Consider the following 14,302-nt stretch of genomic DNA (forward strand, 5'->3'; position numbering starts at 1 on the left):
ACTTAACCCGTTGCTGCCAAAGACATATCAGACTTCAGGGCACCATCGCCGCGCAGCGACTGGCCGCGGGAAGCCGCCACCACTGCATCAACATCGAGAATGAGCGCCACGCGTCCGTCACCCAGAATGGTGGCAGCGGCGATGCCAGGAACATGCGTGTAGTTTGCTTCGAGCGACTTGATGACGACCTGACGCTGACCCTGGATTGCATCCACCATCAGTGCGCGCTGGCCGCCGCCTTCGGATTCGACCAGCAGAGCCACACCCTCGACAGGATTTGCCTGTATCGAGCGGAAGTTCAGGATCCGGCCCACATCCACCAGTGGGCAGAAGGAGTTGCGGATGGAGATCAGTCGCTGGTTCGCTCCGAATGAATGGATCGCTGCGGCTTCTGGCTGAAGGGTTTCGACAATCGCCGTCAGCGGAACGACGAGCGTCTGTCCGGCCACGGTGACGACCATGCCGTCCAGGACGGCGAGCGTCAGCGGCAAGCTCATGGTAAAGGTCGAACCTTGACCTGGTCGTGAGCTGATGGAAATGCGCCCACCGAGAGCCTGAATGGACCGCTTGACGACGTCCATACCGACGCCACGGCCGGAAATGTCTGAGATCTTGTCGGCGGTCGAGAAGCCGGGCATGAAAATCAGGTTGTCGATTTCTTCGTCGGTCAGATTGGCATCTGCCGGAATGAGATCGTTGTCGATCGCCTTCTGACGAACACGTTCGCGGTTGATGCCCGCGCCATCGTCCTGAAGTTCGATCAGAATGCGGCCAGAGCGGTGCTTTGCAGTCAGCTTGACTGTACCTTCCGGGTTCTTGCCAGCAGCCTCACGCTTTTCAGGCGTCTCGATACCATGGTCGACCGCGTTACGGATCATGTGTGTCAGCGGCTCGGCCAGCTTGTCGATAACGGTCTTGTCAACTTCGGTGTTTTCACCTTCAGTAACGAGGCGGATCGACTTTCCGACCATGTCGGCGACTTCGCGGACGATACGGGACATGCGCTGGAAGACAGGCTTCACCGGCTGCGCGCGGATCGCCATCACCGAGTCCTGGATCTCGCGGGTGAGCTGCTGAAGCTCTTCCAGTCCCATATTGATGGACGACGTGCCCGTCGTATCATTTTCTATGACGCTCTGTGAAAGCATGGCCTGGTTGATGACAAGCTCACCTACCAGGTTGATCAGACGGTCGACGCGGTCCAAATCCACACGGATGGTCTGGCCAGCGCCGGCCGCAGCATTAGCAGCGTTGGCGCTTGCGGCAGCAGCAGCGGCAGCGGCTGCCGACTGGCTTTCCTTCTTTTCCACTCTGGCAGCCGCGGCAGCCATCTTGCTGACGTTACTTGCGGCTTCTGCGGCCGCAACGGCGGCAGCCTGTTCAGCAGAATGGTTTTCGACGGCAGGCTCATCATCAACGCTGTCGTCGTTGAGAAAATCGAGATCGAACGGTACCGGGATCATCGGCAACTCTTCGTCCGTGCTTTCGGCAAGCTTGACGTCGAGGTCGCAATCCCACTCCGCGAATTCGAAGACGGAGCGGATATCCTGCTCGGATTTCGTCGTCTTTACGTTGATGGTCCAGCTGAAATAGGCCGCCTCTGGATCCATCTTCTCGAAGGCGGGCAGACTATCGATATCGCAATTGATGCTCATCTCGCCAACGCGGGAGAGATCACGCAGGAGCAGAGCTGCCTCGTTGCCCTTGCTGTACAACTCGCGCCGAGGCTTGAAGACGACTTCGAAGGAGGACGGCTCGATTGTCGCTTCTTCATCGCCGAATTCATCGAACGTGAAGGGGATTGGCTGGAAGCCGCTGTCATCTGTCGGTGCGGGCGCGGGGGCTGGGGCCACTGCTACCGGAGCAGGGGCAGGTTTTGCCGGTGGCTTGGGTGCTTCCGAAGCGCCACCACTTGGCAGTTCGCCGCGGGCCAAGGCTTCGAGTTCCTTCACAAGACCCCTGCTTCGTCCCTCGTCCACGCCGCCGCCATCGCGGGCGGCGGTTACAAGGTCTGCCAGCACGTCTGCTGACTTCAGCATGACTTTCAGAACATCCTGCGAAGGTTCGAGCTTGTTCGAGCGAACGCAATCGAGCGTCGTTTCAAACACGTGTGCGAACGAAACCAGGTCATCAAGGCCAAACGCGCCTGCACCACCCTTGATCGAGTGAACCGCGCGGAAGACGGCATTTACCGTTTCCGGGTCTCGGTCGCCATCATTCAGCTTGAGAAGACCAGATTCCAGTTCGGCGAGCTGCTCCTCGCACTCCTGGAAGAAGATCTCTTTGATTTCGTTCATATCCATCGCAGGAATTCCCGGTTCAGGCGGTTACACGCTCGATCGCATCAATCAATTTCGCGGGATCAAAAGGCTTGACGATCCAGCCGGTCGCTCCGGCCTGTCGTGCACGGTTCTTCTTTTCCGCGTCACTTTCCGTGGTCAGCACCAGGATCGGCACCGCACGATAACGTTCGTTGCGACGCACACCCTCGATGAAGCCAAAGCCATCCAGACGGGGCATGTTAATATCGGTGACGATGACGTCCGGATTGCATTCTTCGAGAACTTCAAGACCTTCCACACCGTCTTCAGCCTGAATGGTTTCGAAGCCCGCATTGTTCAGAGTCACCAGAAGCATGTTCCGGATCGTCCGCGAGTCATCCACGGTAAGTACTTTCTTCTTCACTGCCGAATCTCCTTCGCGAGCAGGTGATCTATGTTGATGCCGATGAGCTGCATGGTCTTGCGAAAAGCATCGGAAACCTTATCGATGACGAGGCTCTTGCTATCTTTCTCCCAAGCATTGGCCGCAGCCAGCAGGACCTGCACACATTGAACGCCGACACGTTCGACGCCGGATGCATCGATTGCGACATCCTTGCCCCGCAGGGAGGTCAATGTGCCGTGCAAATTGGACGCTTCGTTGAGGTCCAGAACCTTTGCCAGCTTGAGCGTCTCGGCCGAATTATTGTTGACTGCCATTCCAGGACCCTCGTCTCTCGAAACTTCTTGCAAAGCGCGAAATCGCGCTGAAATCCAATTGCCCGGCCTGCGCCGGTCCCTCACTCAACCCGTCAACGCAACTGCCTGGGACGACAGGAACGCCATCATTCCACCAGAAGAAATCTCTGTCTCTTCGATCGTTACGTCCTTCGTCGGCGCAGTTTTTCTAGCTTCCCAGATGCGGCTCTTGTCCGAACTGCGTTCAATCCGAAACTCCCGCACTGTCCGACCCAGTTCCACAATAACCGTCTTGAGTTCATCGCCTTCCTGGCCCAAAACGCGCGCTCGCTCGGCACTGCGGGCCAGACGCTGATCCAGCACCTCGACATCAAGGCTCATCTTCTCCAGCGAGCGGACCTGTTCGTCTGTCGCACGCGCAAGACCGGACACCGTTTCGTTGATGCTGGAAACCTGTTGCACAAGACCACCAATCGCATTCTGCGTCTGGTGGACCATCTTCACACCTGCCTCGACCTGCGACTTGGTACCGCTGACGAGTTGCTTGATTTCCCGGGCCGCGTCAGCGGAGCGCTGTGCGAGAGCGCGAACTTCCTGAGCAACGACGGCGAAACCCCGGCCTGAATCCCCGGCGCGTGCCGCTTCTATTCCGGCATTCAGAGCAAGAAGGTTCGTCTGGAACGCAATCTCATCGATCACGCCGATGATTTGTCCAATCTTTTCTGCCGACTGCTCGATATCGGACATGGCATTGATCGCCCGCCCGACAACCTCGCCACTTTCTTCGGCCGCGCGGCGGGCCTCGGATGTCGCCTTTTCCGCCACCGCCGACTCAGCAGCGCTGTCACGCACCCTCTGTGTCAGATGCGAGATATCCTGGAATGCAGCAGAAATCGCTTCAGCCTGCGCGTCAACCTCTGTCGCAATTTCGAGCGTCTGGCCAGCGATTGATCCGGCAAGCATTTCGGCCCGGAGCAGCTTGTCGGAGGCCAGTTTTAGCGAGGCGCACATGGCGTCCTGCGCCTGATCGAGCAATGAGGAAAGTTCGGCATAGACTTCCGGACGTTCGTCGCTAACCGGAACTGTCAGATCCTTATTGGCAAGTGCCGCCGCAACTGGGCCGAACAGGTCGTTGGCCTGTGCCTGGTCACGTTCCCTTTGGGTTGCCAGAGCACGCTGGTGCTTCTGGCGGATTTCGTTGATCCGCAGCGACACCGCAATCTCGACATCGACCAGGACAAGGCGGATAACCGCCTGAATGGCGTCGGTCACTTCCTTCTCGCGCTTGCGAGCGGCAGGAAGCAAAGATCTGCCGCCGATCTGCTGAAGGAGACCGCCAATTAGAGCCTCCAGCATCACCGCATGACCGGCGATATGCCAGCGCGGATCAAGCCCCATCCGTCCCTCGGCGTCCGAGAGCACCTTCACCCGCTCCGCATAGAGTGCGTCGAAGCGTGCATCCGTCAGAACGCTCCAGTGGGAAGCCTGCAGGTCATGCAATCTTTCCAGCTGCAGATCGCTCTCGAAATGACGCATCGCGTCCGGTGATGATTGCAGTCGATGCAGGAAATCGCGAAGGCCTTCCTTCAGGCATCCTTCCAGTGTCGGGCGGAACCGGCGCAAAAGCTCGCAGCTTTCTGCATCCAGGCCGGCAAAGGCAAGCCGTTCGCGCAGGCTGCCCGCCTGTGCCTTTCTTGCCTGGTCCGTTGCCGTTTCGTGAGCCAAAGCCCGTCCCCAACACTGCTGTCCCTCGAGGATCAGCGAAAATCGTTACCGAACTCTCTGCATGCAGAGGTTAAAAACATTATCTGCCCCTCCTGAGGAGGAATGCAGGCTTCTGCGTTCCATCCGATCATTGATTTTCACGGGCGGCGAGCCGGGTAAGGCTCGCGGCTGCTGCCAGACGATCCTGATGCAAATCAATGCTTGATGAAAAGGATACCGGACCAAAACCGGTACGTCGGCGCGGCATCATGCCAGGAAGGAGCGGGCATAGGCCCATCACACTTCGCCTTGTAGAACTAGTTGTATGGTTAATTCCTTGCCTGAAGGTTAATAGCTTCGGGCCTTCAAAGCTTTTCCAAAGTGCTGAAATAGCCCACGCCACAAGGCTTTAGTGCCAAGTCGATGAAGAGGCGAAATAAAAACCGTTACGCCTTACCGAATATGATACTTTTCCGAGGTTCCTCGCGAGCACCGTGTAATGGGCTTTGCCGACAATCACTGATCATCCCTCGGATTCGAGCCGCACTGATTTACATATATTGGGACAGTTTACTCGAATTTTAACTGATTAATTCATACAAATGCATAGCCGGGGCGGATGGGGCTGCGGGAGGAGGGCATGTCTTCGTAGAATCTCAATCTAGGCCTGATAGATCGGTCCTGGCGCAAAGGCTGCGCGCGCTGTCCAGCGCCGCACTTTTGACCAAGTTGGCGCGAGAGGGATATCGTTAACACACTCTTATGTGCACATTGTTGAGGTTTCAGTCAGGAAGCCTAGGTTTCCTTGTCTGGACCGCCATCCGTGTGTGACGCGCGCGACCGTGACCAAGATAACGCATTGCCAGGTACATTGATGGATAGTCAGGACATACACGATCCCACCACTCCGCAAGGCAGCCGAGTAGCAGCCTTCTTTGCGCGTTTCCGGTTCTACCTGACCTGGCTGGCCATGCTCATCGTCTTTTCGATGATGGCCGTTGCTGTCTATAAACTGACAAACGAAGTTCGCTATGACGAAGTCGTCGATGCGCTAACCGATACGACATGGACGGACATCGTGCTGGCGGTGATCTTCACGGCGCTGAGCTTCGTCTCACTGATCTATTACGATCTCAACGCGCTGGAATATATCGGCAGGAAGCTGCGTACTGCACCTGTCGCAGCGACCGCCTTCACCGCCTATGCGATCGGTAACACAGCTGGCTTCGGAGCGTTGAGCGGTGGCGCAATTCGCTTCAGATCCTACAGCAGGCTCGGACTGACACCGGAGGATGTGGCGCGGGTCATCGCTTTCGTGACGTTTGCATTCGGGCTGGGACTGCTGGCGGTCAGTTCGTTGACCGCATTGGTCACCGCACCTCGCCTGTCGGCAATTCTCGGCTTCGACCCTGTCTATGTCCGCGTGGGTGCCGTTGTTGTTCTTCTTATTCTCGCCTCACTTCTATTTGTCGGACGCAATGGTCGTCGTGTTCAGATCGCTGGCATAAGGCTTCGTCTGCCGGATACGCTGACATCTTCCCGACAGTTCCTGATCACCGCTTTCGATCTCGCCGTCTCCGCGTCTGCGCTCTACGTGTTGCTCCCCCCAACCAATATCGGGTGGCCTTCTTTCTTTGCGATCTATTCGACAGCAGTCGGTCTCGGCGTTCTCAGCCATGTTCCGGCAGGCCTCGGCGTGTTCGAGGCGGTCATCATCGGAACACTCGGAGGCTCCATCAGCCTAGACCAGTTGCTGGGGAGTCTCGTCCTTTATCGAATGGTCTATCACGTTCTGCCCCTGACGATCGCAATCGTGATGGTCGTCTTCTCGGAGGCGCGCGCACTTGCCAAGCACCCGATCGCGGGCGAAATCGGCAATGTGGCAGCACGCTTGTCCCCATCTCTTCTGTCGGCATTCGCCCTGCTTCTGGGCACGATGCTGATCTTCTCCAGCGTCACCCCTACCCCCGATTCGGATCTGGAATTCCTGAAGAGACTGGTTCCTCTGCCGATGGTCGAGGCCGCGCACTTCATCTCCAGCTTGCTGGGACTCGCCCTCGTCATCACATCCCGTGGGCTTGCGCAACGCCTCGATGGCGCCTGGTGGGTCGCGCTGGTGGCGGGAACAATCGCCTTCCTGTTCTCCTTCATCCGAGCGCTGGCCTTGGGAGAAGCAACATTTCTGGCGATCTTCATCATCGCGATGCTTCTGAACGGAAAGCGTTTTACGCGGCCCGCATCACTGTTCAATCAGGTTCTGAGTACGCCCTGGATCGTGACGCTCGGCATCATTCTGGCCGGGGCGACGACAATCCTTTTCTTCGTGTATCGCGATGTCGATTACAGCAACCAGCTATGGTGGCAGTTCGAATTCTTCGGCGAGGCGCCGCGTGGTCTGCGCGCGCTTCTCGGCGTCAGCATCCTTTCCGGCGCAATTGCAATCTTCAGCCTTCTGCGACCGGCATTCGATCGGCCGGACGCAGTGACGGTGGAGGAAGTCAGCAAAGCCGTTACCATCGTCGAAGGACAGGACAGTGCCGATGCGAATCTCGTACGCATGGGCGACAAGCATGTGATGTTCTCCGAGAGCGGACGCAGCTTTATCATGTACGGCATCCAGGGTCGATCCTGGATTGCGCTGGGTGACCCCGTCGGAGACAAGGAAGAGACTGCCGAAATGATCTGGCGCTTTGTCGAACGCGCACGCGATGCGGGCGGTCGAGCTGTGCTGTACCAGGTCTCCCCTACGCTGCTTTCTTTTTGCGCCGATGCGGGTCTGCGCGCTTTCAAGCTTGGCGAGATGGCGCTCGTCAACATGGCGGCCTTTGATCTTAAGGGTGGGCGGCTTGCGGGCCTTCGGCAGGCTCTGAACAAGGGCAAGCGTGATGGCATGGACTTCTCGATTGTCGAGGTCGAGGGCGTGGCCGCGCTGATGCCAGAACTCAAGGCCGTCTCTGATTCCTGGCTGTCACATCATCAGACGCGAGAAAAGGGCTTCTCTCTTGGCGCGTTCGATGAAGACTATGTCTCCTCCATGCCGGTCGCAATCATCCGTATGAACGAGAAGATCATAGCCTTTGCAACTGTCTTTCTGACGCAAACGAAATCGGAAGCGAGCGTCGATCTCATGCGGTTCGCCCCCGAGGCGCCCCGAGGTGCCATGGACTTTTTGTTCGTGAGTTTGATCGAGCATCTGAAAAATGCCGAATATCAATGGTTCAACCTTGGCATGGCGCCGCTCTCGGGCATGTCGCGCCGGGAAGTCGCTCCAGTCTGGGACCGGATCGGCAGTACGCTATTTGAACACGGCGAACGCTTCTACAACTTCAAGGGATTGAGAGCGTTCAAATCGAAATTTCATCCCCGCTGGGAGCCGCGCTATTTTGCCGTGGCCGGGGGAACCGGAGCCGTGCTGGCTCTGATGGACGTGACGCTGCTGATCAGCGGAGGAGTGCGAGGCGTGGTCGGAAAATGAGATCTATCCTGAAGACAGTCGCCATAGGCGCTTTGCTTCTGGCGCAAGGCATCACTGTTCCTGCGATGGCGCAACGGGTCGAGGCCAAGTTCGATACCGGCATGATTCCCTTCCCTCACATCCTGATGCCCCAGGGAGAGGTGAAGGCGAGCGTCTTTCTGCTGTCGGACGATAATGGCTGGAATGCCGATGAGGACAAGCAGGCAGAGGCCTTGATCGAAAAGGGTGCCGTTGTCATCGGGGTCGATCTTCCGACCTACATCACGTCCCTGGGCAAGGATCCAGACGACTGTATTTATACGATTTCCGACATCGAGTCGCTTGCGCAGCAGGTCCAGCGATCGCTCGGTAACGGCAGTTACAAGACACCGATCATTGCCGGGATCGGCGCCGGTGCGACCTATGTGTTGGGGATGATGTCACAGACTCCTCCCGCTACGATCGGCGAGGCCGTTGCCGTCGATCCGGGTGCTGCGATTGCGCTTCCCAAGGTTCTCTGCACTCCGGCAGAAAAGAAGACAGTTGCAGGCGGCATTCAATATGGGCTGTCGGACGGAGCCCTGCCGGCGCCGACCAGCATATTCCTGACGAGATCGGCGACCGCAGATGGGACGGCCCATGCCCAGGCCCTGAAGAAGGAGCAGCCCGACATCGATCTTGAACAATCTGACCGATCTGCACAGGAGACGCTGATCCAGGCGCTTTCCGACCGGATCGATGCAGCGAGCCAGGATAATTCTCCGCTCGGATTACCGCTGACGATCCTCGATACGAAGCCGACAATCAATACGATGGCAATCATCATTTCCGGCGACGGTGGCTGGCGCGATATCGATGCGGATCTTGGCGACGCTCTGCAGGAAGATGGGATCCCGGTCGTAGGGCTGGACGCTTTACGCTACTTCTGGAGCAAGAAGGACGCGGTCTCGACAGCAGCGGACCTTAGCCGGGTCATTCGCGCCTACCGCAAGCAGTGGGGCGTTCAGAACGTTCTCTTGATTGGGTATTCCTTCGGGGCGGACCTTCTGCCTTCGACCTATAACCAGCTTCCGGAAGCCGACCGCAGCCGGGTGGCCATGCTGAGCCTGCTTGCTCTCTCGAATTCCGCAACATTCGAAATCTCCGTTACCGGCTGGCTTGGCGGATCCGGCAGCGGCGACGGTGGCGATCCGACCGTGGATCTGCAAAAGATCGATCCCAAGAAGGTTCAATGCGTCTACGGTACGGAAGATGATGAAGATGCCTGCAAGGCTCTTGCTCCGCGCGGCATTGAAACCATTGGCATTGCAGGCGGTCATCACTTCGACGAGGATTACGACGCCCTCGCCAAGAAGATCGTGGCATCCCTCAAGAAACGCATCAATTCATGATGAGAACGCATCTTCCCCGCTGATTTTCATGCCGCGCGGCATTTAACACTTGCCTTGCGGCAGAAAATCTTATGTAGCCAATCGTCAAGAGTGATTAGGCGCGCACGCCGGGGGGCAGGTGCGCGATAAGGGACAAAGCGTCATGGAAATTTTTACCGCCGCTGGCCTGGCCGCCTTATTCCAGGTCATCGCGATTGATCTCGTGCTTGCGGGCGACAATGCCATCGTCATCGGGCTGGCGGCTGCAGGACTTCCGGCCCATCAGCGCAACAAGGCCATTCTGGTCGGCATCATCGCAGCGACCGTGTTGCGTATCGGCTTCGCAACCATCACAGCCTACCTTCTGGGGATCGTCGGGCTTCAACTTTTGGGCGGCCTGCTGCTCGCCTGGGTTTGCTGGAAAATGTGGGTTGAGTTGCGATCTGCCGATCACAACGCCGAAGAAGCAATGACGGATGCGGATGCCGAGAAGACCAAGGTCGACAAGACCTTCGCGCAGGCAGCGACCCAGATCGTCATCGCCGATGTTTCCATGTCGCTGGACAACGTGCTTGCAGTTGCAGGCGCGGCGCAGGACCACACCACCGTTCTAATCATCGGCCTGGTGGTTTCCATTGCTCTCATGGGTCTGGCGGCAAATCTGGTCGCTCGCATTCTCCACCGCTATCGCTGGATCGCCTATCTCGGCCTCGCCGTCATTGTCTATGTCACGGCAAACATGATCTATCATGGCAGCGTCGAAGTGTGGCCCTACATCCAGCAGTGGCTTGCCTGACCAACCTTGAAAGCGGGGAGCTCTGCGGCTCCCCTCCGGGATGAGAATGTCAGAAACCGCGCGGCGAAGCGACGTCATCATCGTAGGCGGTGGGCCGGCAGGCCTCATGGCTGCAGAGGTGCTGTGTCAAGAGGGCATCAGTGTTTCAGTCTACGATTCCATGCCGACATTTGCGCGCAAATTCCTGTTGGCAGGAAAATCCGGTCTCAACATAACGCATTCCGAGGACTACACCGTCTTCCGACAGCGCTTCGGAACATCAACTGAACGCCTTTCAGCGGCACTCGATGCATTCACGCCCACAGATCTGCGAGCGTGGTGCGACGGCCTGGGAACGAAGACTTTTGTTGGAAGCTCGGGCCGGGTCTTTCCGCTTGCGATGAAAGCCTCGCCTTTGCTCAGATCGTGGCTCGGACGCTTACAGATGCAGGGCGTTCGCTTCCACAGCCGGCACAGATTGATATCACTTGATGGGCGGACTGCGGTCTTCGATACGCCCAATGGTGAACTGGGGGCGTCCGGCCGCGCAATGCTTCTTGCTATGGGTGGTGCAAGCTGGCCGCGGCTTGGATCAGATGCGGCCTGGGTGCCCATGCTTGCCTCGCTGGGCGTTGAGATCTCGAAACTGCACCCGGCCAATTGCGGCTTCGACGTGGCGTTCTCCGATTATTTCCTGTCGAAATTCGCAGGAGAGCCGCTCAAATCCGTCAGCGTCACATCCCGCGCAGGCACGACGCAAGGTGAATTCGTGATTTCGCGCCATGGCGTGGAAGGCAGCCTTGTCTACGCCCATGCTCAGGCGCTGCGAGACGACCTCTTGTCTACCGGTTGCGCGGCACTGGTTGTGGATCTCGCACCTGGCCGTAGTGAGGCGCAACTGACCAAAGCCCTGGAGAGACAACCGACGACGCAGAGCCTTTCAAACCGCCTCAGGAAGGCGGCGGGATTGTCTCCGGTAAAGATCTCTTTGTTAAGAGAGTGCGCGCCCGCCGATGCCTTCTCCAACGCTGCGTCGTTGTCCCGGCAGATCAAAAGCCTGCATGTTCCGCTTTTGCGGCCACGCCCGATCGAAGAGGCGATTTCTTCGGCAGGCGGGATCTCGTGGGCGGAGTTGGATGAGAATTTCATGCTGGCGAAACAGCCGGGCCTGTTTGCCGCTGGCGAGATGATCGACTGGGAGGCACCGACTGGCGGCTATCTTCTAACGGCCTGTCTGGCGACGGGCAAAGCGGCGGCGAACGGAATTCTGGCTCATTTGCACGTCCACACCTGATCTCTAACGCCGGTCACATCCGTCTGAATTATTGCCACAACCAGATTGCCAGAACAAACGGGACGACTTCGCTTGCCAACGCGGCAATCGTCAACAGGAACAGTCCGATGTTGGAAAGCCGTCGTTTGCGTTGCTGCGCGGGTGTTTCCTCGTCAGGCAGCGGCTCCACGTGGCCGGGTGGATAAATCTCCACTTTTCCCCGTTCATCGTCCACCTGCATTCTCCAACCGCCGAATATATCCGCTACGTATCATGCCAGATCCGACAGAACAACGAAGCGCGACGGGCATCGGGCTACACGTACCAGATTCCATCTTTGATATCCGCGCTGACATTGGCGATGTTCTCGACGCTCTCGGCGAAATCCGCCAGAACGGAAGCCTTGGTCGTGCCGGCTTGCAACTGACCAATCCAATAGGCCATGCCAGCCGCCTCGCCTGCCCGATGCAAGACGTTCTGATAGAGCTTGGCGATGTAATCATTGTTCGAAACGGAGTTGCCATAAACCGACATGAATTCGACCGAGGCGAGAAATCCAGCTGCAGCATCCTTCAATGTCTTGCCGCCGTCCAGCAGTTGGATCCAATAACCAAGACCAGTCGTATCCGGCTTTCGATCAAAGGCCGCCTGATAAAGCCGGTAGGCCTGCCCCGCATTGCCTGCCGTATCCAGCGCAAGAGTACCATCCATTAAGGAAAGGCGCTCAACGGCAATCAACTGGTCACGCCCTGTGCCGCTGGCGCTCAGCACCCATGCACCGCCATCCTGAACAAGAGACACATCAGCACGTTTCAGTGCATAAGCAACTGTATCGACACCTGCTCCACCATTGAAGACATCATTGCCGCTACCGGCGACAAAGCGGTTCGCCTTGTCGAGATTGTCGACGAAGCTATCCGGCGTGTCGTATCCGGCGAACTGTCGGAGATAATCCACCAGTGTCGTCCCGTTTGCATCGCTGGAGGTGACAATGCCGCCGGACTTGACGAAATCGATAAGCTTTTGCGTGCCCAGAAGATGGGTTGCGGCAATCATGCCGGTTTTGGTGAGTGGAATGCCGTTCAAGGTCTGACCGGCGTAAAACTCCAGATCAAAATAGCGAATACGGCTCCACAGCAGCGTGAACCAGGCGCCTGCCGCCTTGTCCTGCTCTGCGGGACTGCGCAGGAATTCCGTCAGCGAGCCGATGCCGTTCTTGCCGAGGAAGCCTTTGCTGTAGACGTTATCGTAGACGTTGGAGTCGCGGGGCGCATAACCCAGATCGATCAGCGCCGCCTCGCCGAATTGATAAGCACCTGCATATCCAAAACGGTTGACGACGGAATAGTCGCCGCCTGATTCCCGTGCGCGCAGAGCCGCAAAAAAATCACTGTAGGAGCCTCGAACTGCCATGAATTCACTCTGGAACGGTACACTTGCCCGGAGAGTATCTGGATGTCATCAACATTCGGTTAGCCGCGCAAGACACCGACAGAGCCAACAACTGTCCATCAATTTAATAACATCTTGAGGAAATCGCTAATGAAGTTATCTCCCGTTGAAATGAGCCTTGATCAGAGAAAAGCTGATTTGATTTGGCATGTTTTTATAGATCCTGCCGATGGAAACTATCTTACGGCAAGGTGGGCATATGAAAATGGCCTATTTCACCAGTTTTATTGGGACGCTGCCCAGTGCTTAGAAAAACTAATGAAGGCCGCGCTTTTACTGAACAACATTGACGTCAAGGAGCACGATCACGACCTAACGGTTTTGTTTGGTGCCTTGTCTGCAATCGATCACACTGGGTTACTCCCCAGGATCATTAAGTTACCAGATACGACGGCCCAAGGACGCGAAACTTGGGAGGGTCAACCTTACTCGCTCTTCATCGAAGACATGGATCGCTTTGGCTCCGCCGACAATCGCTATGGAAATATAGGTACCTTTGTAAATGGTCCCGTCATACACATTTTGGATGAGGTTTGTTTTTATTTAAGGATATTTTTAAGAAAAATAACTTCTTTAATGACGATCTCCACCGAATTAATAGTGAAAATACGCACTGGCCCGACAAAATCATTAGTCCTTTGGACCGGATGATCAGCCCCAACTATCTGCTAGAACGCCTTTACTGGAAGCGCTATCAAGTCGGTCAAAGCTCAAATCTTCGTCGCGTATTCTCCAATATGAACCTCAGCTTTTTTCTGGAGCGTGAAGAAAACGAAGCTACCTTCGGAGGGATACACATGATGGGTTCACCAGTGCATAATCACCTAGTCCGCCTGTTAGAGCAAAATGATGGAATAGAAAACCATATGAGCGAAGAGCAGAAAGCGCTTAACCGCAGCGTCATTCCACAGCTCAGGGACTGGGCGAGACGTTCAATACGGTTTAGCAAGCGCATTCGTCGGGAGCTCAGGTTATAACCGCATTAGAACGCCGCATACTTGGCGCGACATTCCCGCCTGATACCCAAGAACCTCAGGGCTGCAATATCAACAGACACCCGCACCACAAAATATTGACCCTGCTAAATTAAAATGGTGCCCGGAGGCGGATTTGAACCACCGACACGCGGATTTTCAATCCGCTGCTCTACCAACTGAGCTATCCGGGCATCTTGGTTTTTCCAAACCTTCAGGCTTCTTTCGAAGCCTCCGGGGCGTTTTCCCCGGGAGCGAGCGGGGTTATAACATCTTGTTCGGACATGGCAAGCGGCTTTGCCAACTTTTTTGAACCTTCTGTGAAAAACATTCCCTGAGC

The 14,302-nt window shown here is 56.7% G+C and carries 12 protein-coding genes and 1 tRNA gene; 6 read left to right on the plus strand and 7 right to left on the minus strand.

Annotated features, from left to right (window positions below; translation table 11 throughout):
* Positions 1-2: 2 nt before the first annotated feature.
* The 4 genes from E8M78_RS14730 to E8M78_RS14745 form a co-directional block, all read right to left on the minus strand.
* Positions 3-2,303 carry a chemotaxis protein CheA gene (locus E8M78_RS14730; protein ID WP_137135725.1) on the minus strand — a complete coding sequence of 767 codons (2,301 nt, stop codon included), beginning with the start codon at positions 2,301-2,303 and terminating at the stop codon, positions 3-5.
* 16 nt (positions 2,304-2,319) lie between these two features.
* On the minus strand, positions 2,320-2,685 hold the full coding sequence (gene cheY1, locus E8M78_RS14735) for a chemotaxis response regulator CheY1 (RefSeq protein WP_062555331.1): 366 nt from the start codon (positions 2,683-2,685) through the stop codon (positions 2,320-2,322).
* Complete coding sequence (locus tag E8M78_RS14740; RefSeq protein WP_137135726.1) at positions 2,682-2,981, minus strand: STAS domain-containing protein; 300 nt, start codon at positions 2,979-2,981, stop codon at positions 2,682-2,684. Before E8M78_RS14740 ends, cheY1 begins: the two co-directional genes overlap by 4 nt.
* A gap of 84 nt (positions 2,982-3,065) precedes the next feature.
* Positions 3,066-4,685: a globin-coupled sensor protein gene (locus tag E8M78_RS14745; RefSeq protein WP_137135727.1), complete on the minus strand. Its 1,620-nt coding sequence runs from the start codon at positions 4,683-4,685 to the stop codon at positions 3,066-3,068.
* An 853-nt stretch (positions 4,686-5,538) separates the two neighbouring features.
* Between E8M78_RS14745 and mprF the strand changes: the two genes are divergently transcribed.
* The 4 genes from mprF (at position 5,539) to E8M78_RS14765 (ending at position 11,557) form a co-directional block, all read left to right on the plus strand.
* Positions 5,539-8,139, plus strand: a complete 2,601-nt coding sequence (gene mprF, locus E8M78_RS14750; protein WP_137135944.1) for a bifunctional lysylphosphatidylglycerol flippase/synthetase MprF — start codon at positions 5,539-5,541, stop codon at positions 8,137-8,139.
* A complete protein-coding gene (locus E8M78_RS14755) occupies positions 8,136-9,509 on the plus strand; it encodes an AcvB/VirJ family lysyl-phosphatidylglycerol hydrolase (RefSeq protein ID WP_137135728.1) in 1,374 nt (457 codons plus the stop codon). Before mprF ends, E8M78_RS14755 begins: the two co-directional genes overlap by 4 nt.
* Positions 9,510-9,651: 142 nt before the next feature.
* The gene (locus E8M78_RS14760) at positions 9,652-10,284 is read left to right on the plus strand and encodes a TerC family protein (RefSeq protein ID WP_137135729.1); all 633 of its coding nucleotides are present in this window, start codon (positions 9,652-9,654) and stop codon (positions 10,282-10,284) included.
* Between the two features lie 46 nt (positions 10,285-10,330).
* A complete protein-coding gene (locus E8M78_RS14765; RefSeq protein WP_137135730.1) occupies positions 10,331-11,557 on the plus strand; it encodes a TIGR03862 family flavoprotein in 1,227 nt (408 codons plus the stop codon).
* A gap of 28 nt (positions 11,558-11,585) precedes the next feature.
* Here the strand turns inward: E8M78_RS14765 and E8M78_RS14770 are convergent, their stop codons facing one another.
* Together E8M78_RS14770 and E8M78_RS14775 are read right to left on the minus strand one after the other, a co-directional pair.
* The gene (locus E8M78_RS14770) at positions 11,586-11,771 is read right to left on the minus strand and encodes a hypothetical protein (RefSeq protein ID WP_062555325.1); all 186 of its coding nucleotides are present in this window, start codon (positions 11,769-11,771) and stop codon (positions 11,586-11,588) included.
* An 80-nt stretch (positions 11,772-11,851) separates the two neighbouring features.
* Positions 11,852-12,949, minus strand: coding sequence for a DUF4214 domain-containing protein (locus E8M78_RS14775; RefSeq protein WP_137135731.1), 1,098 nt, complete (start codon positions 12,947-12,949; stop codon positions 11,852-11,854).
* A gap of 129 nt (positions 12,950-13,078) precedes the next feature.
* On the opposite strand from E8M78_RS14775, the gene E8M78_RS14780 reads away from it, so the two are divergent.
* Positions 13,079-13,639 (plus strand): HEPN domain-containing protein, encoded by a 561-nt coding sequence (locus E8M78_RS14780; RefSeq protein WP_137135732.1) that lies wholly within the window; start codon positions 13,079-13,081, stop codon positions 13,637-13,639.
* Entirely contained in the window at positions 13,636-13,965 is a 330-nt protein-coding gene (locus tag E8M78_RS23555; protein ID WP_205910241.1) for a hypothetical protein, read from the plus strand. Before E8M78_RS14780 ends, E8M78_RS23555 begins: the two co-directional genes overlap by 4 nt.
* 115 nt (positions 13,966-14,080) lie before the next feature.
* On the opposite strand, the gene E8M78_RS14785 is transcribed toward E8M78_RS23555, so the two are convergent.
* Positions 14,081-14,156: transfer RNA gene (locus tag E8M78_RS14785), tRNA-Phe, on the minus strand.
* Between the last annotated feature and the right edge of the window lie 146 nt (positions 14,157-14,302).

The organism is Rhizobium sp. FKY42, from assembly GCF_005222835.1.
Classification (GTDB): Bacteria; Pseudomonadota; Alphaproteobacteria; order Rhizobiales; family Rhizobiaceae; genus Neorhizobium.

Coding starts and splice junctions, on each gene's coding strand:
- E8M78_RS14765 (WP_137135730.1), top strand. CDS start 10,331: ATGTCAGAAACCGCGCGGCGAAGCGACGTCATCATCGTAGGCGGTGGG.
- E8M78_RS23555 (WP_205910241.1), top strand. CDS start 13,636: ATGATCAGCCCCAACTATCTGCTAGAACGCCTTTACTGGAAGCGCTAT.
- E8M78_RS14755 (WP_137135728.1), top strand. CDS start 8,136: ATGAGATCTATCCTGAAGACAGTCGCCATAGGCGCTTTGCTTCTGGCG.
- E8M78_RS14775 (WP_137135731.1), bottom strand. CDS start 12,949: ATGGCAGTTCGAGGCTCCTACAGTGATTTTTTTGCGGCTCTGCGCGCA.
- E8M78_RS14730 (WP_137135725.1), bottom strand. CDS start 2,303: ATGGATATGAACGAAATCAAAGAGATCTTCTTCCAGGAGTGCGAGGAG.
- E8M78_RS14760 (WP_137135729.1), top strand. CDS start 9,652: ATGGAAATTTTTACCGCCGCTGGCCTGGCCGCCTTATTCCAGGTCATC.
- E8M78_RS14740 (WP_137135726.1), bottom strand. CDS start 2,981: ATGGCAGTCAACAATAATTCGGCCGAGACGCTCAAGCTGGCAAAGGTT.
- mprF (WP_137135944.1), top strand. CDS start 5,539: ATGGATAGTCAGGACATACACGATCCCACCACTCCGCAAGGCAGCCGA.
- E8M78_RS14780 (WP_137135732.1), top strand. CDS start 13,079: ATGAAGTTATCTCCCGTTGAAATGAGCCTTGATCAGAGAAAAGCTGAT.